We start from the raw sequence: 21,039 nt of genomic DNA, 5'->3' as shown, positions 1-21,039 counted from the left end.
GTCCCCCTAGACTCGGCGCATGGCGCTGCTCGAACGGATCACCGGCCCCCGCGACCTGCGTGACCTCACCAACGATCAGTTGGTGACGCTGGCCCAAGAGATTCGCGCCTCGCTGATCGCCAACGTGTCGCGCACCGGCGGCCACCTCGGCCCCAACCTCGGTGCCGTCGAGCTCACCATCGCGCTGCACCGGGTGTTCGACTCGCCCCGCGACCCGCTGATCTTCGACACCGGCCACCAGAGCTACGTGCACAAGATGCTCACCGGACGGCAGCACCGCTTCGACACCTTGCGCAAACCCGGTGGCCTGTCGGGTTACCCGAGCCGGGCCGAGTCCGAGCACGACTGGGTGGAGAGCTCGCACGCATCATCCGCCTTGTCGTGGGCCGAGGGCATGGCCAAGGGGTTCGCGCTCAAGGGCGAGCCGCGCACCGTGGTGGCCATCGTGGGCGACGGGTCCCTGACCGGTGGCATGACCTGGGAGGCGCTCAACAACATCGCGGTCGAGCCCGACCTGCGGTTGGTGATCGTGGTCAACGACAACGGCCGCTCGTACAACCCCACCATCGGCGGCCTCGCCACCCGGCTGCACGGCCTGGGGCAGCAACTGTCGGCCATTCGCACCGACCGGCGCTACGAACGCGCGCTGGCCCGCATCAAGCGCTGGGTGAACCGCACCCCCGTGGTCGGCGAGCCGGCCTACGACCTGATGCACGGCTTCAAGGCCGGGGTGAAGGACGTGCTCGCGCCCCAGGGCATGTACTCCGACCTGGGCATCAAGTACCTCGGGCCGATCGACGGCCACGACCTGAAGTCTCTCGAACTGGCCTTCGAGCAGGCCAAACAGTTCGACGGCGGCCCGGTGATCGTGCACGCCATCACCCAGAAGGGCCGTGGGTTCGCCGCCGCCGAGCAGCACGAAGAAGACCGCTTTCACGCCGTCGGCCCGATCGACCAGGTGACCGGCGAACCGCTGACCACCTCGTCGGCCCGCACCTGGACCCAGGCCTTCGGCGACGAGCTCGCCCGCATCGGCGCCACCGACGACCGGGTGGTGGCGATCACCGCCGCGATGCTGCACCCCACCGGGCTCACCCGGTTCGCCAAGCACTTTCCCGAGCGCACCTTCGACGTGGGCATCGCCGAGCAGCACGCCGTCGCCTCGGCCGCCGGCCTCGCCCGCGCCGGGCTGCACCCGGTGGTGGCGATCTACGCCACCTTTCTCAACCGCGCCTTCGACCAGCTGCTGATGGACGTGGCCCTGCACGGCGAGGGCGTGACGTTCGTGCTCGATCGGGCGGGCATCACCGGTCCGGACGGCGCCAGCCACCACGGCATGTGGGACCTGGCGCTGCTCGGCCTGGTGCCGGGCCTGCGGCTGGCTGTGCCCCGCGACGAGCAGCGGCTGCAAGAGGCCTTGCAGGCATGCGTGCGCATCGACGACGGTCCGTCGGCGATCAGGTTCTCGAAAGATCCGCTGCCCGCTGCGTTGCGCCCCGTGCGACACGAGGACGGCCTCGACGTGCTGGTCGAACACGGCGACCCCCGGGTGCTCGTGGTGGGCTGGGGCCAGTTCGCCACCATGGCCGTCGAGGTGGGCAACCGGCTCGCCCAGCAGGGCATCGGCGTGCGCGTGGTCGACCCCGTCTGGGCCCTGCCCACCCCGAAGGCCCTGATCGCCCAGGCCGGCGCGCACGACCTGGTGCTCACCATCGAGGACGGCGGCCTGGCCGGCGGTCTGGGCTCGCGGCTGGCCCAGGAGTGCCGGCTGGCCGGGGTGCGGGCCGACGTGCGCGAGTTCGGCATTCCGCAGCGGTTCATCGACCACGGCACCCGCGCCGGCATTCTCGACGACCTGTGCCTGACCGCCCAGCAGTTGGCCCGGCTGGCCACCGAAACCGTGCTGGCCGGCGACCCCGAACCGGCCCCCGACCAGGCCGATCAGCGCGGCTGACCGGCCTGCCTGGCCACCGCGATGCCGATGCAGCCGAGCACCGCGGTGATGAACAGGGGAGTGCCCAGCAGCGAGTCGCCGGCGTCGGTGAAGATCGAGATGTCGGTGTCGCCGCCGCTCTGCCGGGTCAGCGCCACATAAGCCGTCGACGTCACGGCCAGCAGCGCGCTGGCGCAGTACAGCATCACCCGGGCCGGCATCGGCCAGCGCGGACTGTCGCCGCGGGTGATCTCGCCCTCGGTGAGCAGCCGCCAGATCAGCCCGAACAGCACCGCACCCATGCCGGTGAAGCCGAGCGCGGCACTCACCGGGTCGTCCAGAATCGCCCGATGCGGGTACACCAGGCACAGCACCAGCCCGCAGGTCAGCGCGACCGCCCCCTGGCGGCTCAACCGCGAGGTGGCCAGCAGCCAACCGCCGATCACCAGCAGCGCGACGGTCAGCACTCCGGCCACCTGGGCGACCGGCGCGCCGATGCCTGTGCGACTGAGCAGCCGCACCAGGGCGAGGCCGGCCAGTGCGAACACCGCGGCCAGAAACATCGCCGGCCACGGCCGTCCCCGCCGAGCCAGCGGTAGGGCCAGCACGAAACCGACACCGCCCACGAGCATCCGCAGAATCGATGTTGTGGCGTCCTGCCGCGCGATGAAGTTGTAGCCGTCCAGCAGCGACTGCAGAGCCTCGACGTGCAGCAGTGGCACCACGGCCTGCAGTGGAATCGTCGCCAGCCCCACCAGGGCCAACGCGACCGAACACAGGGCGACCAGGTAGTTGAGCGCCGTCGAGTCCTCGTCCAGGTCCGACCAGGCCGGCGGACGTCCCGCGGCTGCGGTGGCGGCCGTGGCCAAGGCACCGATCACCAGCAGCACGCCCACCGCGCCGACCCAACCCAGCGGGCTGTTCTCGGCATCGCCGAGGGCGAACACCACGGTCACCACCGCGGCCAGCGGCACCAGCCAGGCCAGCCCGACGATGACCGGGCGGGGCAGTTCGCGCACGCTCGACGACACGCCCGCGAAGGAGGCCGAGACCGCGATCTGGGCCAGGGCCGCGCCAGCCACGAACAGGGCCGGCATCGCCATGCTGGTCATCGCCTGCAGCGTGCCCTCGAGGGCAATGCCGCGAAAGTCGACGTTGACGCCCCGCTGGGTTTCGCTGGTCAGCGTCGGGCCGAACAGGGCAGCGGCCAGGGCCGCCGCGACCGCCACGAACTCCCACCAGGCGTACCGGCGCCGCCAGCGCACCACGATCATGATCAGCAGCACCAACAACCCACCGCCCGACCACAGCAGGGTCGGCGGATCGACGGACGCCCCGAGGGTGAAGTACAGCACCACCGACGTGACGAGCAGCCAGGCCAGCAGCTTCGCCCACCAGCTCAGATGCAGCGCCGCGGTCAGCAGCAGCGCCAGGGCGAACACGTTCGCGCCGATCAGCAGCATCGCGCCGGTCTCGGGCACCAGGCCGCCGCGACTCAGCACGATCAGCCGATCGACGGCCCGCAGGGGCGCCGCGAACACCACAGCCAGGGTGAGCGCGGCATAGACCGCCAGGCTCAACACCAGCAGCGCACGCAACCCGGCTGGCCAGCCGGCCGTGCGTGGACGGCCCTCGCGCACCGGCGCGACGATGGTGAGCAGCACCAGGTCGCGCAGCACCCGGCCGAAAGCCGCGAGCGTCTTCACCGGGCCACCCAGAGGTAGGCCTGGTTGTTGTGCAACAGGAACAGGTCGGACGTGCCGACTTCGAGGCCGGTGAAGCTCTCGTCGAGGTTGGTGGCGTCGGTCGGCCAGGTGGCCAGGGTGCTGCCGTCGGCGCCCAGCCGGTACACGCTGCTGACGTCGCTGACCACCAGGCTGTCGCCGAGGGCGGCCAGGGCGGTGGGTCGCAGCGACTTCGACCAGGCGTCCGTGCCGTCGGTGGTGCGCAGGGCACGCAGGTTGTCGTTCTGCTGCACGACGATCACCCCGCCGACCGGCGTGAGGCTGTTGCGCGCACCCAGCACCGGGGTGCGCCAGGCGATCGAGCCGTCCGGCAGTCGATACGCACGCACGACGCCGTCGGTGCGTCCGGCCACCACCACCAGCCCGTCGCGCACCGTGAACGACTCCGGCGGCTCGGTGCTGAAGCTGGCCAGGGTCGAGCCGTCGGCGGCCAGGGTGAGCAGGTTGCCGGCCTGATCGAGCACGGTGACCCCGCTATCGGTGACCACCGGCGGCTGGCGGATCTCGTTCGGCGTGTGCGTGCGCCAGGCCAGGGTGCCGGTGGCGGCGTCGTAGGCGCTCACCGTGCCGTCCAGCCCGCCGACCACCACGAGGCGTCCGAACCGTACCGGGTCGGCCTCGGCGGCATCGGGCAGGGTGGCTTGCCACAGGTACTGGCCCTGGTCGCCGTAGGCGACGACGCGACGCTCGCTGGTGGTGGCGACCACGATGCGGTCGATCGCCAGCAGGCCGGTGATGCTGCCGCCGGGCTGGGCCGCCCAGCGTGCGTCGACCATGCCGTCGTCCCAGCCGCGGGCGACCAGGTCACCATTGAGTTGATTGGGGTAGACGAGCACCCGACCGGGCAGCACCACCGGGGGCAGCCTAGCGGCCAGCGCCATGGGCGGCAGCCCGGTCATGTCGCGACCCTCGAGTCGTCCGCCGGCCACCGGATCGGGCAGCGGCCCGCGCTCGGACGGCTGGAACGCCGAACCCCAGACCGGCGGACGCTGCACCGCCGTGACGGTGCGGGTGCTGTCGCTGCCCGCCACTGCGCCCCGGCCCTGGCACCAGGTCATCGACGACCGGCTGCGCACCGCAGCGGTGCCACTGCCGACGCTCAGGTCACCGGCGACGACGACGCACCCGTCACCGGCAGCGGTCGCGCTGAACGACGCGCTCATCGGGCTTTCGAGGGTGACCGCGGCCCCGCTGCCCAGCCCTGCGGTGCCGGCCACCGACCAGGTGTGCCCGGGCTGCACGCCGGCCGGCAGCATCAGCAGGCCGGGCTTGAACATCAGAAAGCGGTCGGGCCAGGCGGCCACCCGCAGCTCGAGGCCGGTGGGCTTCACGGCGTACAACTGGGTCTGCCGCTCGGCCACCGTGCCGGCTGCGTCCGCGATCGTCACGAAGACCCGTAGCCACGTGGTGGTTTGGGCTTCTTCGACGCTCTCGATGCCGTAGCCGAGGGCGCTGGGGCCGCTCTGGCTGAACGCCATGCCCACGGTGGTGTAGTACTCGTCGACCTCGTCTTTGCCGTCGGAGGTCTGCAGCACCACCCGGGTACCGGACGGCGGCAGGTACGCCATCACCGGTGAGCGCGATCGGCCGTCATCGGGTCGTCCGACCACCGCCGAGGCGGCGAACAAAGCCAGCGTGGTGACGATCAGCAGAATCGTGGCCGGCAGCCGATGCTCACGAATCGGGCGGGACGGGCCGGCGGGTGGCTGCGGCGGCGGCACCCGGTGCGGAGCGGCCCACTGAGGGGGCGGGCCGCCGGACAACCCGGGAATGCGATGGCCGGGGTCTGTCACGCACTCACTATAGGCAGACTCAGTTGCGCTGACTCAGCACAGTTGCGTGAGCATCAGCGGAATCAGCAGCTCGCGCTGCCAGGGCCGCACCAGTTCGGCTTCAAGCGCCGCGTCCAGGCTCTCGGCGGTCAAGGGCATGGGGGGTTTCCAGAGCACCCGCCGCAGCGCGTCGGGGCTGACCAGGTTCTCGACCGGCAGTTCGAGCTGTTCGGCGCGTCCGATCACCGCCGGACGCACCGCGTTCCACCGCTGAGCCGCCTCTGGGTTGCGCGTTTCCCACGTACGGGGCGGCGGCGGGCCGTCGGAGGATAGCTGCTTGGGCGGCAACTGATCGCGGGTGAGCGCCGCCGCTCGATCGAGCGCGGCCAGCCAGCGCGCGCGGTACCTTGACGGTGCCCGCCACGAGAACTCGCTGATCGCCGACAGGTCCTGTGGCCCGAGCCGCTTCACCTCGGGCGAGTTCAGCCGAGCGGCGAGGCCGCTGATCGCCCGGTCGGGCAGGATCTTGCCCGGGGCGCGGTCCATGCTCGAGGCCAGCTGGTCTCGCGTGGTCCAGAGTTCGCGCACCACCGCCAGCGCCCGCGCGCTGTGCACGGCGTGCAGGCCGGACGTACGTCGCCACGGGTCGGGGCGCGGCGGCGGCACCACCTGCGCCTGCGCGATCAGGTGCGCGAACTCCTGCGCGGCCCACTCGGTCTTGCCCTGGTCGTCGAGCTTGTCGGCCAGCCAGTCGCGCAGGTCGATCAGCAACTCGACGTCGAGGGCGGCGTAGTTGAGCCAGTCGTCGGGCAGCGGACGGCGCGACCAGTCGGCCGCCGAGTGCTCCTTGCGTAACCGCAGCCCGAACGCCTCTTCGATCAGCGTGCCCAGCGCGACCCGCGGCATACCCGTCAGCCGGGCGGCCAGTTCGGTGTCGAACAACCGCCCCGGCACCATGCCCACTTCGACCAGACAGGGCAGATCCTGCGTGGCGGCGTGCAGAATCCACTCGGCGTCGCTCAGCACCTGCGCGAGCGCCGACAGGTCGGCCGGAGCGTCGTTGGTGGCGAACGGAATCGGGTCGAGCAACACGGTGCCGGCGCCGGCCCGGCGCAACTGAATCAGGTAAGCCCGGGGCGAGTAGCGAAACCCGTGCGCACGCTCGGTGTCGATCGCGACCGGGCCGGTGCCGCCGGCCAGGGCCGCGGCGGCCGCAGCGAGAGCCTCGGGGGTGTCGACCACCGCCGGCACCCCATCGGCCGGCGCTTCGAGGACGGGTAGTTCGGCCTCGACCGGGTCGGTCACCGCCGGCGCCGCGCCGACATGACGACGACGCCCTCGGGCAGCGGTGGCAAGCCCGCGGTGGTGCACAGCAACTCCGACCAGCTCATCAGGTGGCGGGTGACGTCGTCTGATGAGGTGATCACCGGCGTCCACGAGGCCCTGATTTCGACCTCGGCGCGGGACGGGTCGGCCGACATGGCGCCGAACGCCCGCGACGACACCGCGGTCACCGTGCCGCTGGGTGCGGTATAGGCGGCGTCGTAACGTTCCAGGGCGTCGGTGAGCCACGACCAGCCCACCTCGGTGAGCAGCGGGTCGGCGACCATCTCGGCGTCCACGTCGGCGCGGGCGTAGGTGACGCAGCGAAAGTCGCCGTCCCACGAGGGGTTGCCGGCCGGGTCGTGCAGCAGCACGAGCCTTCCGTTGCCCAGGTCGTCGCCGCCCGACACCACCTCGGCGGCAACGGCCACGGCGTGTGGGGCGATGCGCTGCGGTGCCGGAATCTCTTCGATCACCAGTTCGGGCCGCCAGTGCATGGCTTGCAGCGCGGCAACCGCTTCGTCGAACAACCGAGGGCTTTCAGCCATGGTTCTGCGCGCTCCTCCCACGCATGTGAATCTAGCCGCGGCCCGGCCGTCCGCAACCGGGACTCGCCGGGGGGAGGGCAACCGTCACCGCGCCGTCTCGGGCTCGAGCACCAGGCAGATCGAGTTGATGCAGTAGCGCCGGTCGGTGGGCGTGTCGTAGCCCTCACCGGTGAACACGTGGCCCAGATGACTGTCGCAGGTGGCGCAGCGCACCTCGGTGCGGGTCTGCCACAGCGACTTGTCTTCGATGTAGCGCACCGAGTCGGTTTCGGGCATGAAGAAGCTCGGCCAACCGCAGTGCGACTCGAACTTGGTGTCGCTGGTGAACAGCTTGGCGCCGCACCCCTTGCAGTAGTACGTGCCTTTGGTCTGGGTGTCGGTGTACTCGCCGGTGAACGGACGCTCGGTGCCCGCCTCGCGCAGCACGTGGTATTCCTGCGGGGTCAGTTGGGCCCGCCACTGTTCGGGGGTCTTGAACTGCTTCGGGTCGAGTTGCATGGCATGCTCCTTCGTGATCGGTGCCGGCCCTGGCTGGTGATGTCAGCGTAGGTGCGTAGTCTGAACGGCATGCCCGAGGCCCCGGTGGAGTTGAACGTTGACGGACGCACCGTTCGCATCTCGAGCCCCAGCAAGCCGTACTTTCCTGGCTTGGGGCTCAACAAACTGCAGGTGGCCCACTATTTCCTGGCCGTCGGGCCGGGCATTCTGGCCGCGTTGAAAGACCGACCCACAACCATGGAGCGTTGGCCCAACGGGGTCGGCGAGGGCTCGTCACTGGTCAGCCCGTCGAATCCCGACGGCGACGCGTTCTACCAGAAGCGCGCCCCGAAGGGCATGCCCGATTGGGTGCAGACCGCCACCGTGCGTTTTCCGTCCGGACGCCCCGCCGTACAGGTCTGCCCGGCCGACCTGGCCACGATCGTGTGGATGGTGAACCTGGGCACGGTGCGCTTTCACCCGTGGCCGGTGCGGGCGCCGCAGACAGACCTGGTCGACCAGTTGCGCATCGATCTCGACCCGCAGCCGGGCACGGATTTCGCCGACGCGGTGGCAGCGGCCCTGGTGCTGCGCGAGGTGCTCACCGAGGCGGGGCTGACCGGCTTCGCCAAAACCAGTGGAGGCCGCGGCCTGCACGTGTTCGCGCCGATCGTGCCCTCGGACTTCATCGACGCCCGGCACGCCACCATCGCGATCGGACGGGAACTGGCACGCCGCCTGCCCGATGAGGTGACCGTCAACTGGTGGAAGGAGGAGCGCGGCGAGCGCATCTTCGTCGACTTCAACCAGATGGCGCGCGACCGGCTGATGACGTCGGCGTACTCGATTCGGCCCACGCCGGCCGGCCGGGTGTCGGCACCGCTGACCTGGGACGAGCTGGCGTCGGTGAGCCCCGACGACTTCACCGTCGTCACCATGCCGGCGCGGTTCACCGAGCGCGGCGACCTGTGGGCGCCGCTGTATGCGAGCGATCCTGCGCCGATCACGACCGCCCTGGCGTGGTACGCCCGCGACGATGCCGGCGGGGGAGCAGAGATGCCCTACCCGCCCGACTACCCCAAGATGCCGGGCGAGCCCCCGCGGGTGCAGCCGTCGAAGAAGAACGAAGCCAACTGGCAGTAAAGACCGTTGATCGAGCTTGTCGAGATCCACGTGCGGTGGTCTCGACAAGCTCGACCGGCGGTGGTTCGACCTAGAGCGCAGCCGCCACCTCGCCCGAGCTCAGCGGATGGCTGAACATCGGGTAGTCGAAGGCGATCGCGTTGTCGTGCTCGGCCTGTGACGTCGCTGCGAGGCAGTCGGTCAGGGTGATCACCCGGTAGCCGTTCTCGTAGGCGCTGCGCATGGTCGACTCGACGCAACAGTTGGTCAGAAAGCCGCCGAGAATCACGGTGTCGATGCCCTTGCTGCGCAGAATGAAGTCGAGATTAGTGCTGGCGAAGGTGTCCAGGCCGCGCTTGCCCTCGATCAGAATGTCGCCCTCAGCGGGGGTCAAGTCGTCCACGATCGCGGCGCCCCACGTGCCTTTCACGAACGCGTTGCCGCCCACCACGCCGGCCAGAATGCCGTACGGGTGCCGGGTGAGTTCGGCGTAGCCGGGGGCGAAAGTGATCGGCGCGTGCATGATCGTCACGCCGGCCGCCCGGGCCTTCTCGACGAACGCCTTGGTGTTGTCGAGCATGCCGGTCGAATCCATCACCTCGGCGACGGCGCCGTGCAGCACACCGCCGTCGGTGGTGAACTCGTTCTGGTACTCGATCAGCACCAATGCGGTCTTGGCCGGGTCAAGGGTCAGGGTCTCGTCAGACATGGGTTCTCCTCGTTGAGTGGTTCCCCGATGAGTCCATCGAACCACTCCCTGCGGCTCGGCGCACGATGTCGCACCGGCGCTGCACAATGGCACCCATGCAGTTGCCCGTGATGCCCCCCGTCAAGCCGATGCTGGCCAAGTTGGTGCCCACCATTCCCACCGGCGAACTCAGTTATGAGCCCAAATGGGACGGCTTTCGCTCGATCGTCTTTCGCGACGGTGACGAGGTAGAGATCGGGTCACGCAACGAGCGTCCGCTGACCCGGTACTTCCCCGAACTCGTCGAGGCGGTGAAGGCCAACCTGCCCGAGCGTTGCGTCGTCGACGGCGAGATCATCGTCGTGGTCGGCGATCGGCTGCAGTTCGAGGTGCTCTCGCAGCGCATTCATCCCGCGGCCAGCCGCATCACCATGCTGAGCGCGCAGACCCCGGCCAGCTTCGTCGCCTTCGACCTGCTCGCGCTGGGCGACGACGACCTTACTTCGCGACCCTTCGAACAGCGCCGTGCCGCACTTGAACAGGCGCTGACCGACGCGGCCGCACCGGTGCACCTCACCCCGGCCACCCGCGACCCCGAGCTGGCGCAGCAGTGGTTCAGCCAGTTCGAGGGGGCGGGTCTCGACGGCGTGGTGGCCAAGCCGCTGGTCGGCACCTATCAGCCCGACAAGCGCACCATGTTCAAGATCAAGCACCAGCGCACGGCCGACTGCGTGGTGGCCGGCTACCGGGTGCACGCCAGCGGGCCGGACGCGATCGGCTCGCTGCTGCTCGGCCTCTACAACGACGAGGGCGAGCTTGCCTCGGTGGGGGTGATCGGGGCGTTTCCGGCGGCCCGGCGCAAGGAGTTGTTCACCGAGTTGCAGCCGCTGGTCACCACCTTCGACGACCACCCGTGGGCGTGGGCGAAGCAAGAGCAAGGCACGCGCACCCCGCAGAACTCCGCGGGCAGCCGCTGGAACAACGGCAAAGACCTGTCGTTCACCCCGTTGCGGCCCGAACTGGTGGTCGAGGTGCGCTACGAGCACATGGAGGGCGTCCGGTTCAGGCACACCGCCCAGTTCAACCGCTGGCGGCCCGACCGCGACCCACGCTCGTGCACCTACGAGCAGCTGGACGAGCCGGTGAGCTACGACCTGGCCGAAATTCTGGCGCTGAAGTCTTGAGCGACGCCACAGGCAATCGGTCCGGCCTACTGCATCGTGGTGCGATGCTGCGCCACACTACGTAGATGGCAGCCAAGAAGAAGTCGAAGTCAACGTCGAAATCGAAGTCACCCCAGCGGGCAACCAAGCCGCTCAGCCAACTGTTGCGACTGCCGTCCGGCCCGGTCGATCTCAGTTCACTCGACACCGCAGCCACCCACGGCTTTCCCGGCAAGGGCAAAGAGGACGGCCCAGCGCTCACCCAGGCGCTGGCGCCCGAGATCAGCGACCTGCAGGAGCGGCTGTACGCCAACGGGCGATCCGACCCCGAGAACGCCAAACGGGTGCTCGTGGTGCTGCAGGGCATGGACACCTCGGGCAAGGGCGGGGTGATCAGGCACGCCATGGGCATGGTCGACCCGCAGGGCATTCAGCTCACCTCGTTCAAGGTGCCGACCGACGAGGAGCGCAAACACCATTACCTGTGGCGCATTCGCCGGGCGCTGCCCGACCCCGGCATGATCGGCATCTTCGACCGCTCGCAGTACGAAGACGTGCTGGTGGTGCGGGTCGAGCAGTTGGTGCCGGTCAGCGAGTGGAACAAGCGCTACGACGAGATCAACACGTTCGAGAAGAAGGCCGCCGACGAGGGCACCACGATCATCAAGTGCTTCTTGCATGTGTCGTTCGACGAACAGAAGGCGCGCTTGGCGGCGCGCCTGGCCAGCCCCGACAAGTACTGGAAGTACAACCCGGGCGACGTCGACGCCCGGGCCAAGTGGCCGGCTTATCAGCAGGCGTACGCCGACGCGCTGGAGCGGTGCAACACCGACTACGCACCCTGGTTCGTCATTCCCGCCGACCGCAAGTGGTACCGCAACTGGGCGGTCGCCCAGTTGCTGCGCGAGCACTTGGTGGGCATGGATCTGAGCTGGCCCGAGGCCACCTTCGACGTGGCCGCCGAGAAGGCGCGGGTCGCCAGGTCCTGAGCGACCCGCGAGGGCCTGGGCTTCGACCACACCCTTTGTTGGGTATCGCCGCGGCGCCGAACAGGCGTACGCATAGGCGTAGCGAAGTGAACCGCTTCGCGTGATCTTCGCTGCGTGCCCCAATCGGGCGCGGTGCGACCGAATCAGGAGGTTGGCATGACAACGGTGTTGTGGCTCATCGCGGCGGTGCTGGTCGTCTCGGGAATCCTGGCCATCATTCGCAAGCAGGTGATGTGGGGCATCGTGCTGATCGTCGTCGGGCTGCTGGTGGGGCCGGGCGGCGTGAGCATCTTCCACTGACCACGAGTCGGTGAGTTGAGCCTGTCGAGACAGGGCGGTTGGTCGAGCTCGTCGAGACCGGTTGGTCGAGCTTGTCGAGACAGGGCTGTTGTTGGTCAAGCTTGTCGAGACCCTCGTGACCAGGGCTTTCGACAAGCTCGACCAGCGATTCAGCTCATCGTCAGGCGCTGACGATGCTCAGGTGACGTGCGGGCACGTCCTCGTCGAGATCGTCGAAGCCGATGTCGAGCAGATCCATGGCCGCAAAGGCGTAGCGGGCCAGAATCAGGTCCATCACCTCGCGGGCCGAACCCAGCGGCTCGCTGACCGACACCGCGCCACAACGCTCGGCCAAGTCGGCCTGGGCGTGGAACAGCTCGGTGGCGGTGAGAAAGAACGATCCGACCGCGATGTGCCGGCGGCCCTGGGCGCGCAGGCCCTGAATGGCTTGGGCGACGGACGGCCCCGAGCCGTCGGCGACCCCGGTGAGGCAGGGCAGCCGGTGGTGCGTCGACCATTGCCGGGCGCGACGGGCCAGCAACGCGTTGCCGCGCACGTCGCCGCTGCGGGCCGAGCTGAGCACCAGGCCGTCCAGTTCGAGCACTCGGCTGGTGCTCAGCGACGACCGTAGCCGCTGGTCGAGCACGGTGAGCAGGCTGACCTCGGGGCCGATCGGCCGCGACACCTGAATGCGCAGCTCGGGGTGCACCGTGCGCAGCTTGGTGGCCTGGACGAGCGCGCGCTCGTCGGGGTCGATGGCGTGGGTGAGTTGCAGGGGCACCAGCACGATTTCGGTGATGCCCTGCTTCACCAACTGGCCGACGACCTGTGCGGGTGTGGGAGAGCAATGTTCGAGGAACGCGCAATGCACGGACAGGCCGGCTCGCATACGTTGCAGACCCTGCCGCAACGAGTGCGCGACTTGGGCCACTTGGGCATCAGTACTGCCCATTCCCACCATCACCAAGGCTGGAGCGGTCATGATGTGCCTCTCTTGCGTCACATGTCCTGCGGCTCCATTGCCGGCACTTGCGGGGCTCAGCCTTTCTGGTCAGCACTACCAGATGCAAATCGCGTGTCCGACATGTGGTTATGAGTTCCAATATTCGAGACAACCCTGCTCTCACTGCGGACCAACTGGGTCGAGACTCCTTGTGCAGTCCCATTCGTCTCGCTGGCTGAGCACCAGACCGTCCAAAGGCCTGGCCTGCGGCGGGCCCACTTGGGCGCACTCGCGCACCTTGGGTGTCGCTGTGGTCTGCGCTGAGGGGGCGCAGCCGTTCTGGTCACTGCTGGGGAGTGCGGCTCTGGAACAGATCGAGCAGGCAGCCATAGAACCGGGGTGTGAGCACTCGAATGCATTCGTCAACGCACCCGGAGTGCCATCATCGCTGCCGACATGGGCCTGGCAAGCATTTATGCGGTGGGCGATACTGGGTTCGAACCAGTGACCTCTTCGGTGTGAACGAAGCGCGCTACCACTGCGCCAATCGCCCGCGAGGACTCACGATAGCCGATCCGTCGGGCTGTGCGCACATCGTGGCCGTGGGGCGGGGTGCTCACTGCTCGGTCGTCTTGCCTCACGTCAAGATGTCCGCGGGTGATTGGCGCGTGCCTCATATGAAATGTCCGGATGGTTAGGCGGCGGGGCGGGTGCCGAGGGTGCGTGCTTTGGCTAGGTCGATGAGTTGTTGCTGGATGTGGTTGATGCCTCGGGTGATGCGTGCTGGGTTGAGCTTGTCGTGTTCGGCTGCGAGCCGGGCACGGGTCGCGGGGTCGGGCGGGCCGGTGTCGAGGAGCCGCTGGTAGGGGGTTTTGGGTTTGTCGTAGACACGCTTCTTGCGGCCGCTGCGGGTCTGGGTCCAGTCGACGGCTTTGACGCAGGGCAGCAGGTGGTTCTTGCGGGCCATGACCAGGTCCCAGAGTTGGTTGAGCAGGGCGAGTTCGGTGTCGGTTTCGTAGCGGTAGCGGAAGGCGTGGCGGCGGACCCAGTCGCCGTTGCGTTGCTCGATGTGGGCGTTGTCGTTGTGGTGGTAGGGCCGGCCGCGGGTGATCGGGATGTGGTGGTCGTCGCACCAGGCGATCACGGACCAGTTCATGAACTCGGAGCCGTTGTCGAAGTCCATGCCGGCGATCGGGAGGGGTGCCAGTTTGGCGATCCATTCCAGGCCGGCGTGGACGTGCACGAACGCGTTGTTGCGGATGCTGCGCAGCATGGTCCAGCCGGTCACCGGATCGGTTGCTGACAAGGTGCGAAGGAACTCGCCTTTGAGTGTGTGGCCGCAGTGAGCGACAGTGTCCAACTCCAGAAACCCGGGCACGGTGATCGGGTCGTCGGTCGCGGTGCGCAGCGGGATCGAGGACCGCAGGATGTGCGAGGGTCGGGTGCTGGACAGGCCGGCGGCGGGGTAGCCGGCAGCCTTGTGCGGTTTCAGGTAACGGTCGATCGTGGCTGCCGACATCGACCTTAGTTCGTCGATCACCGTGTCGCTGACCCGGTCGGCGACCTTGCCGAGCTCACGGTCTCGAACCAGCCGACACAGGGTGTCCTCCATCACCACGGCCAGGTACTTGCCCGATGGTTGACCGGCCAGCCGCCACACCTCCTGCAACACGATCAGCGCATCGTAGGAGTACTTGCGTGGGCGTGGTTTCCGCTGCTGGTCGCGGGCCGCGCCCTTGCGGGTGGCCGCGGCCCGGATCGCTCGGCGGGCGTGATCGCGGGTCCAGCCCGTCGACGCCACTAGCGCGTCGAGGATACGGCTCTTCTCAGCTCTGTCCGCCTTCGCGTATTCGCGGGCGAACTTCTTGGTCACATCACGGCGCGACGCCATCGACAACTCCCTGCTCACAGGGCCAGGGAACCCCAACAGCTAGGCGGACATCCTCATGTGAGGCACGCGCTGCCCTTCCCGGACCTTTTACGTGAGTCAAGTCGTCGGTTTGCCTGCCCCGTCGGCGGGTTGTTATCGTTGCATGCGCACCACGGCCCAGAGGGGTCGCGGAAAGCATGCGGACGTGGCTCAGTTGGTAGAGCATCACCTTGCCAAGGTGAGGGTCGCGGGTTCGAATCCCGTCGTCCGCTCGGAGTTGGTCTCGTACCTGCCGCGACGAGGCCGGGTCTCACCGGTGGAGTGGCCGAGAGGCGAGGCAACGGACTGCAAATCCGTGTACACGGGTTCAAATCCCGTCTCCACCTCGGGCGATTGGCGCAGTTGGTAGCGCGCTTCCCTGACACGGAAGAGGTCATCAGTTCAAGTCTGGTATCGCCCACCAGAGCGCAGGCCCGGTTCGGTGAACCGGGCCTTTCATTCACCCCGGCCCGCTACCCCCAACGGCATCGCTGATCAACGCGCGGGTCGTTGGTTGGGCTTGACGTTGGTTGGGCTCGTCGAAACCCCTCGCGGCAATGGGTCTCGACAAGCTCGACCAGCGCGGCGGGTCGTTGGACGACACGCTCGACCAGCGGTTTCCTAAGGATGCGCTGATTTTTGTGGTGTGCGGTTCGGTGGCTGGCTTCGGCTGTTGGGACGCGAAATTGTTGGGGTATGGACAGCGAGCAGCCTTCTTTCGCCGATGTCGAGTATGGCAATCGTCGGCGGGTTTCCAAGCGTGAGCAGTTCTTGGAGCAGATGGAGGCCACGATCCCGTGGCAGGTGTGGATCGATCTGATCGAGCCGTACTACTACCTGGACCGGCCAGGTAAGACGGGTCGGAAGGCGAAGCCGCTGGCGATGATGCTGCGCATGTATTTGCTGCAGGTCTGGTTCAACCTGTCCGATGAGGGGGTCGAGGACGCGATCTACGACTCGTTCGCGATGCGCCGGTTCCTGGGTGTGGACTTCACGGTGGAGCAGGTGCCCGACGCGACCACACTGCTGCACTTTCGTCACCTGTTGGAGAAGGCCAGCTTGGCCAGAGACTGCTGGCGGCGCAGAACGACCTGTTTGAGCGTGAGGGTTGGATCATGCGGGGCGGCACGATCGTGGACGCCACGATCATTGCGGCACCGTCATCGACCAAGAACGCCACCGGTGCCAGGGACCCCGAGATGCACCAGACCCGCAAGGGCAATCAGTGGTACTTCGGGATGAAGGCCCACATCGGTACCGATGCCGGCACCGGATATGTGCACTCGGTCACCGCCACCGCAGCGAACGTGTCCGACATCACCGAGGCTGCCCATCTGATGCGGCCCGATGACACTGCCGGGTGGGGCGATGCCGGTTACCTGGGTATCGACAAACGCGAGGAGATCACCGGCGATCCCCACCTCGCCGGCGTCACCTGGCACATTGCAGCCCGCAAGAGCCAGTTGGCGAGGATGCATCCTCATGAGCGGGCGATCGAGTCCCGCAAGGCCGGGGTGCGGGCCAAGGTCGAGCACGCGTTCCTGATAGTCAAACGAGACTTCGGGTTCACCAAGACCCGCTACCGCGGCCTGGCGAAGAATCTCCATCGTCTCCACGTCGCGTTCGCGTTGGCGAACTGGCTGATGCGGGCACGTGCCGTCGCTCTCACCACGGCGGCGGCATAGCGTCAGCCTGCCCGAAACCGCCCCAACAGGCCCCCCGCAGCGAATCGATCAGCCGACAACGCCCACACCCAACCCCTCCAAGAGCACGATCACCGTCACTCACGCCACGAATGGCACGTTGATCAGCGGTTCCCTTAGGCCGCGACAGGGTGAGGTGCAGCCGCCAGGCGGCCAGCACGGCGGGGTCTTCGAACGGCGTGGCGGTTCGCATCGCGATGCCCTGCGACAGCCACACCTGCCGTCCGGCCTGACCCGCCACCTCGGCCGATGCGCGGGTGAAGCCTCGTTCGGTCAGCATCGACGGCGCCGCCGCACCGACGTCGCCGGCCAGAATGGTCGGCACCTTCGCGCGTCGCAGCGTGTCGAGCGCCATTGTCAGGTCACCCTGCTGGCCCGCCGCGGCGTGCCCCGGTGTCGCGAAGCCGTCGGCTGCCCGGGCCTGCACGGCGATCACGTCGAGCGATCGTCCATTCGATCGAGAGGTCAGTTGCGCCCGAACGGCCCCGGCGGGTTCAGCGTGGGCGAAGGTGACGTCGGCCCGGCCGGAGTGCAACCACTTGTCTGCGTTCCAGAGCACCGTGGTGGTGCCGATCGGGTAGACCTTCCAGCGGTCCTGCCCGCCCAGCGCGTCGCGAATCGCGTTGCGAACCGACTCCGAAACGCCGGTCAGCGCGTACACCGAACAGTCGAGCTGCGTGGAAAGCCAGGCGCCCGGGCCCGGTGCGCCGCCGGCCAAGTCACCCAAGCCGGAGTGCCCGAAGCGAAACTTCAGGGCCGCGGGTGGCATCGCTGCTGCACCGCCCATACCGGTCATGGCCAGCAGCGCCTGCCAGGTGGCCGGACCGTCCTCGCCGTCGATCTTCAAGCCCTGCTCGCGCTGAAAGTCCTCGACCATCTCGAAACCGAGCATAAGCAGCCGCGCCCTCAGATCGGCGGCGCGCTCGGTGTCGCCGGCCCGGGAGTAGCCGAAGTGCCAACGCTCCGACGGCACCGTGCGCCGCCAGCCGTAGGCGTGCGCTCGCAGCTTTTCGCCGGGCTGGGGCTGGAGCTTGCCGTTGCCGCCCTTGGTGAGCCACTTGTGCGCCTCGGACGGCTTGTACGGGCCCTTGCCGCCGGTGCTCAGGTCCATGGCCATGCCGCGCACGTGGGGCGCGTGCCGGCTCGGCTTGGCGGCCAGGTTGCCCTTGCCCGCCAGATAGAGCCGATACAGCTCAGCCTGTTTGGCCAGACTGCGGTAGAACACGTCGACGCCGCCGGCGGGCATGCCGTCGGCACGCATGCGCAGGTACGAGGCCGCGGCATCGCCCCGCAATCGGCCACCCCCGGGCAGTGTCACCAGGTACTCGGTTTCGTTGGCCTTCGGCATCACGTCCTCCTCGCCTCGCCACGTCGGCTCGGGCCGCCGGATTCAGGCGGACACACTGTGAAGAGGGGGTCGGACGCGCCGTGATGCATCAGCCGCGGGGGCAAGGGTCAGCGTCGTGCTTTCGCCGCGCGCAGTCGCGACGTGAGCAGGCGGCGCTCGACGGGCCCGAGGCCGTCCAGCACGTCGATCAGCACGGTGAGTTGGGCCAGCGCGTCAAGCGCCTGGGCGGCGCCGCCTGCGTCCACGCCCTCGTAGAGCTCGAGACCGACGAACGAGGCTCCGACCGCGCGGGCCAGGGCAGGCACGTCCACCAGGTCGCGCATCGGTGAGTCGTCGAGCAGCCGCTCGACCGCAGCGGTGACTTCGGCGAACCACAGGTCCAGACTTTGCCGCGCGACGTCGGCGTAGGCGGGGTCGGACTGTCCTGCGGCCAGCAGCTGTGCCATCACCCGCACCGATCCCACCGAGGCCGCCTCGGCGTGCAGCCGACGCCCCACCGCCAAGGGCTCGCCGAACGAGCCCTCGTAGCGCAGGGCGGCGCGGTACAACATGACCGTGTTCTCGGTGCTCAGGCGGGTCGCCTGGGCCACCAGAGCAGTCACCGAGCCGAAGTGGTAGAACACCAGGCCCTGGTTCACCTCGGCGCGGGCGGCGATGCCCCGCGCCGACACCGCCGCCATGCCGGGCCCGGCGAGCAACTCGATGGTGGCCTGCAGCAGGCGCTCGCGGGTGTCGGCGCCGCCGGTCACTGCTGGTGCTCCGCGACCGTGTGGAAGTCACCCGCGGGGGGGACAGTTTTGAGTGGAACCGGAAGCGGCAGCCCGCATAATGTTTCTGTCAGCGGGGGACGACCTCCAAGATCTTCACCGGGGGGAAGAAGACACAGGGGTTGCGCAACGGGAGGGTAGGGCTCACAGAGTCTTTCACCTGATTTGTACGAGACCGGGTTCCGACCGGGGGGATCGGAGCCCGGTCTTGTCGCGTCTACGCACGACGCGCCGGGCTGGTTGCGGCACAATGGAGGCCGCGCCCGGCTGGAGGCGCAGGATCCCGTTTCGAAAGGAAGTCCCGTCGTGTCTGTCTCCATCACCGTGGTGCGCCCCGATTCGCGCGAACCCCAGGTGGTCGAGACTGCGACCACCGGGCTCGACATCTTCGGCGCCGACCGCACGGTCGTCGCGATGCGGGTCAACGGCGAGTTGCGCGACCTGGCCCGTGAACTGGCCGCCGACGACGAGGTGGAGCCGGTGGCGATCGACAGTCCGGACGGGCTGAACATCCTGCGGCACTCCACCGGGCACGTGACGGCGCAGGCCGTCCAGGCGCTGTACCCCGACACCAAGCTCGGCATCGGGCCCTTCATCACCGACGGCTACTACTACGACTTCGACGCCGCCCGTCCGTTCACCCCAGACGACGTGGCGGCCATCGAGAAGCAGATGGGCCAGATCGTGCGCGAGCGACAGAAGTTCGTGCGCCGCGTGGTCAGCGACGACGAGGCTCGCGCCGAACTGGCGAACGAGCCGTACAAGCTCGAACTGATCGGCATCAAGGGCAACTCCGTCGACACCGAGGGCGCGAGCGTCGAGGTGGGCGGCGGCGAACTGACCATCTACGACAACGTGCGCCGCGACGGCAGCGTGGCCTGGAAAGACCTGTGCCGCGGCCCGCACGTGCCGCACACCGGCTACCTGAACGCCTACTCGTTGATGCGCACGTCGGCCGCCTACTGGCGCGGCGACCAGCGCAACGCCCAGCTGCAGAGGGTCTACGGCACCTCCTGGCCCACCAGGGACGACCTGAAGGCTTACAAGTTCCGGCTCGAGGAGGCCGCCAAGCGCGACCACCGCAAGCTCGGCACCGAACTCGACCTGTTCAGCTTTCCCGACGACATCGGCTCGGGCCTGCCCGTCTTCCACCCCAAGGGCGCGATCGTGCGCATGGAGATGGAGGACTACAGCCGCCGCCGGCATGTCGAAGAGGGCTACGAGTTCGCCTACACCCCGCACCTCACCAAGGCGCAGCTGTTCGAGACGTCCGGTCACCTCGACTGGTACGCCGACGGCATGTACCCGCCCATGCACCTCGACGAAGAGGTGGACGCCGACGGCAACGTGCGCCGGCAGGGTCAGGACTACTACATGAAGCCGATGAACTGCCCGATGCACTGCCTGATCTACCGCTCGCGCGGACGGTCGTACCGCGAGTTGCCGCTGCGACTGTTCGAGTTCGGCACCGTGTACCGCTATGAGAAGTCGGGCGTGGTGCACGGCCTGACCAGGGCCCGCGGCTTCACGCAGGACGACGCGCACATCTACACCACGCAGGAGCAGGTGGGTGCCGAGTTGGAGCGGCTGCTCACCTTCGTGCTCAAACTGCTGGCCGACTACGGCCTCGAGGATTTCTACCTCGAGCTCAGCACGCGCAACCCCGACAAGTCCATCGGCGACGACGAGACCTGGCAGGTGGCCACCCGCACCCTGCAAGAGGTGGCCGAGCGCTCGGGCCTCGAACTCGTGCCCGACCCGGGCGGCGCGGCGTTCTACGGGCCGAAGATTTCGGTGCAGGCGCGTGACGCGATCGGCCGCACGTGGCAGATGTCGACCATTCAGCTCGACTTCTTCGAGCCCGAGCGGTTCGAGCTCGAATACACCGCGCCCGACGGCAGCCGCAAGCGGCCGGTGATGATCCACCGGGCCCTGTTCGGGTCGATCGAGCGGTTCTTCGGCGTGCTCACCGAGCACTACGCGGGTGCGTTCCCGGCCTGGCTGGCGCCGGTGCAGGTGATCGGGCTGCCGGTGGCCGACGAGTTCAACGACTACCTGGGCGGGGTGCTCGACCAGCTGAAGGCCCGCGGCATCCGCGTCGAACTGGACGCGTCCGACGACCGGTTCGGCAAGAAGATCCGCAACGCCAGCAAGGCCAAGGCGCCGTTCGTGCTGATCGCCGGTGGCGACGACCGCGACGCCGGCGCAGTGTCGTTCCGCTACCGCGACGGTTTGCAGCGCAACGGCGTGCCGATCGACGAGGCCGTCCAGCTGATCGTCGACCACGTGACCAGTCGGTCGAACGCCGACCCGACCGCGGCCTGACCCGC

The 21,039-nt window shown here is 68.4% G+C and carries 16 protein-coding genes, 4 tRNA genes and 1 pseudogene; 10 read left to right on the top strand and 11 right to left on the bottom strand.

The annotated features are described in order from the left end of the window. Positions 1-19: 19 nt before the first annotated feature. On the top strand, positions 20-1,954 hold the full coding sequence (gene dxs, locus MPLG2_RS07020) for a 1-deoxy-D-xylulose-5-phosphate synthase (RefSeq protein WP_105185509.1): 1,935 nt from the start codon (positions 20-22) through the stop codon (positions 1,952-1,954). Here the strand turns inward: dxs and MPLG2_RS07015 are convergent. The 5 genes from MPLG2_RS07015 to msrB all read right to left on the bottom strand — a co-directional run bounded on the left by MPLG2_RS07015 (position 1,942) and on the right by msrB (position 7,819). Beyond that, positions 1,942-3,639, bottom strand: a complete 1,698-nt coding sequence (locus MPLG2_RS07015) for a hypothetical protein (protein ID WP_105185508.1) — start codon at positions 3,637-3,639, stop codon at positions 1,942-1,944. The two genes, dxs and MPLG2_RS07015, sit on opposite strands and share 13 nt — an antisense overlap. Further along, positions 3,636-5,471: an outer membrane protein assembly factor BamB family protein gene (locus MPLG2_RS07010; RefSeq protein WP_158680935.1), complete on the bottom strand. Its 1,836-nt coding sequence runs from the start codon at positions 5,469-5,471 to the stop codon at positions 3,636-3,638. Before MPLG2_RS07010 ends, MPLG2_RS07015 begins: the two co-directional genes overlap by 4 nt. Before the next feature lie 33 nt (positions 5,472-5,504). Then, entirely contained in the window at positions 5,505-6,755 is a 1,251-nt protein-coding gene (locus tag MPLG2_RS07005; RefSeq protein WP_105185506.1) for a ribonuclease D, read from the bottom strand. Next, the gene (locus tag MPLG2_RS07000) at positions 6,752-7,321 is read right to left on the bottom strand and encodes a DUF3000 domain-containing protein (RefSeq protein WP_105185505.1); all 570 of its coding nucleotides are present in this window, start codon (positions 7,319-7,321) and stop codon (positions 6,752-6,754) included. Before MPLG2_RS07000 ends, MPLG2_RS07005 begins: the two co-directional genes overlap by 4 nt. Positions 7,322-7,405: 84 nt before the next feature. Next, the gene (gene msrB, locus MPLG2_RS06995) at positions 7,406-7,819 is read right to left on the bottom strand and encodes a peptide-methionine (R)-S-oxide reductase MsrB (protein WP_105185504.1); all 414 of its coding nucleotides are present in this window, start codon (positions 7,817-7,819) and stop codon (positions 7,406-7,408) included. A 69-nt stretch (positions 7,820-7,888) separates the two neighbouring features. On the opposite strand from msrB, the gene MPLG2_RS06990 reads away from it, so the two are divergent. Continuing rightward, positions 7,889-8,941, top strand: coding sequence for a DNA polymerase domain-containing protein (locus tag MPLG2_RS06990; protein WP_105185503.1), 1,053 nt, complete (start codon positions 7,889-7,891; stop codon positions 8,939-8,941). A gap of 70 nt (positions 8,942-9,011) precedes the next feature. Here the strand turns inward: MPLG2_RS06990 and MPLG2_RS06985 are convergent, their stop codons facing one another. Continuing rightward, positions 9,012-9,629: a cysteine hydrolase gene (locus tag MPLG2_RS06985; RefSeq protein WP_105185502.1), complete on the bottom strand. Its 618-nt coding sequence runs from the start codon at positions 9,627-9,629 to the stop codon at positions 9,012-9,014. Positions 9,630-9,724: 95 nt separating this feature from the next. On the opposite strand from MPLG2_RS06985, the gene MPLG2_RS06980 reads away from it, so the two are divergent. The 3 genes from MPLG2_RS06980 (at position 9,725) to MPLG2_RS18825 (ending at position 12,060) form a co-directional block, all read left to right on the top strand. Further along, entirely contained in the window at positions 9,725-10,792 is a 1,068-nt protein-coding gene (locus MPLG2_RS06980; RefSeq protein ID WP_105185501.1) for an ATP-dependent DNA ligase, read from the top strand. 65 nt (positions 10,793-10,857) lie between these two features. Next, the gene (locus tag MPLG2_RS06975) at positions 10,858-11,760 is read left to right on the top strand and encodes a polyphosphate kinase 2 family protein (protein WP_105185500.1); all 903 of its coding nucleotides are present in this window, start codon (positions 10,858-10,860) and stop codon (positions 11,758-11,760) included. A 156-nt stretch (positions 11,761-11,916) separates the two neighbouring features. Next, positions 11,917-12,060, top strand: a complete 144-nt coding sequence (locus tag MPLG2_RS18825; RefSeq protein WP_173909611.1) for a GPGG-motif small membrane protein — start codon at positions 11,917-11,919, stop codon at positions 12,058-12,060. A gap of 160 nt (positions 12,061-12,220) precedes the next feature. On the opposite strand, the gene MPLG2_RS06970 is transcribed toward MPLG2_RS18825, so the two are convergent. The 3 genes from MPLG2_RS06970 to MPLG2_RS06960 all read right to left on the bottom strand — a co-directional run bounded on the left by MPLG2_RS06970 (position 12,221) and on the right by MPLG2_RS06960 (position 14,873). Next, positions 12,221-13,021 (bottom strand): sirohydrochlorin chelatase, encoded by an 801-nt coding sequence (locus tag MPLG2_RS06970; protein ID WP_105185499.1) that lies wholly within the window; start codon positions 13,019-13,021, stop codon positions 12,221-12,223. Positions 13,022-13,463: 442 nt separating this feature from the next. After that, positions 13,464-13,535: transfer RNA gene (locus tag MPLG2_RS06965), tRNA-Val, on the bottom strand. 141 nt (positions 13,536-13,676) lie between these two features. Beyond that, positions 13,677-14,873 (bottom strand): DDE-type integrase/transposase/recombinase, encoded by a 1,197-nt coding sequence (locus MPLG2_RS06960; RefSeq protein WP_173909610.1) that lies wholly within the window; start codon positions 14,871-14,873, stop codon positions 13,677-13,679. Positions 14,874-15,051: 178 nt separating this feature from the next. Here MPLG2_RS06960 and MPLG2_RS06955 point away from each other — a divergent pair. The 4 genes and pseudogenes from MPLG2_RS06955 (at position 15,052) to MPLG2_RS06940 (ending at position 16,576) form a co-directional block, all read left to right on the top strand. Next, positions 15,052-15,124: transfer RNA gene (locus tag MPLG2_RS06955), tRNA-Gly, on the top strand. Positions 15,125-15,167: 43 nt separating this feature from the next. Continuing rightward, positions 15,168-15,238 (top strand) — tRNA-Cys (locus tag MPLG2_RS06950). A gap of 1 nt (position 15,239) precedes the next feature. Beyond that, positions 15,240-15,315 (top strand) — tRNA-Val (locus MPLG2_RS06945). A gap of 272 nt (positions 15,316-15,587) precedes the next feature. Then, positions 15,588-16,576: pseudogene (locus MPLG2_RS06940) on the top strand (IS5 family transposase). On the opposite strand, the gene MPLG2_RS06935 reads toward MPLG2_RS06940, so the two are convergent. Both MPLG2_RS06935 and MPLG2_RS06930 read right to left on the bottom strand, forming a co-directional pair. Then, entirely contained in the window at positions 16,557-17,942 is a 1,386-nt protein-coding gene (locus MPLG2_RS06935) for a hypothetical protein (protein WP_105185498.1), read from the bottom strand. The pseudogene MPLG2_RS06940 and the gene MPLG2_RS06935 sit on opposite strands and share 20 nt — an antisense overlap. Positions 17,943-18,049: 107 nt before the next feature. After that, on the bottom strand, positions 18,050-18,691 hold the full coding sequence (locus MPLG2_RS06930; protein WP_105185497.1) for a TetR/AcrR family transcriptional regulator: 642 nt from the start codon (positions 18,689-18,691) through the stop codon (positions 18,050-18,052). Between the two features lie 324 nt (positions 18,692-19,015). Between MPLG2_RS06930 and thrS the strand changes: the two genes are divergently transcribed. Beyond that, the gene (thrS, locus tag MPLG2_RS06925; protein ID WP_105185496.1) at positions 19,016-21,034 is read left to right on the top strand and encodes a threonine--tRNA ligase; all 2,019 of its coding nucleotides are present in this window, start codon (positions 19,016-19,018) and stop codon (positions 21,032-21,034) included. Positions 21,035-21,039: the final 5 nt, after the last annotated feature.

Origin of the sequence: Micropruina glycogenica, assembly GCF_900289045.1 — a bacterium.
In the GTDB taxonomy this organism is placed as follows: domain Bacteria; phylum Actinomycetota; class Actinomycetes; order Propionibacteriales; family Propionibacteriaceae; genus Micropruina; species Micropruina glycogenica.
Note: the sequence above shows the minus strand (reverse complement) of the source record. Positions and strands in the feature narration are given on the sequence as shown.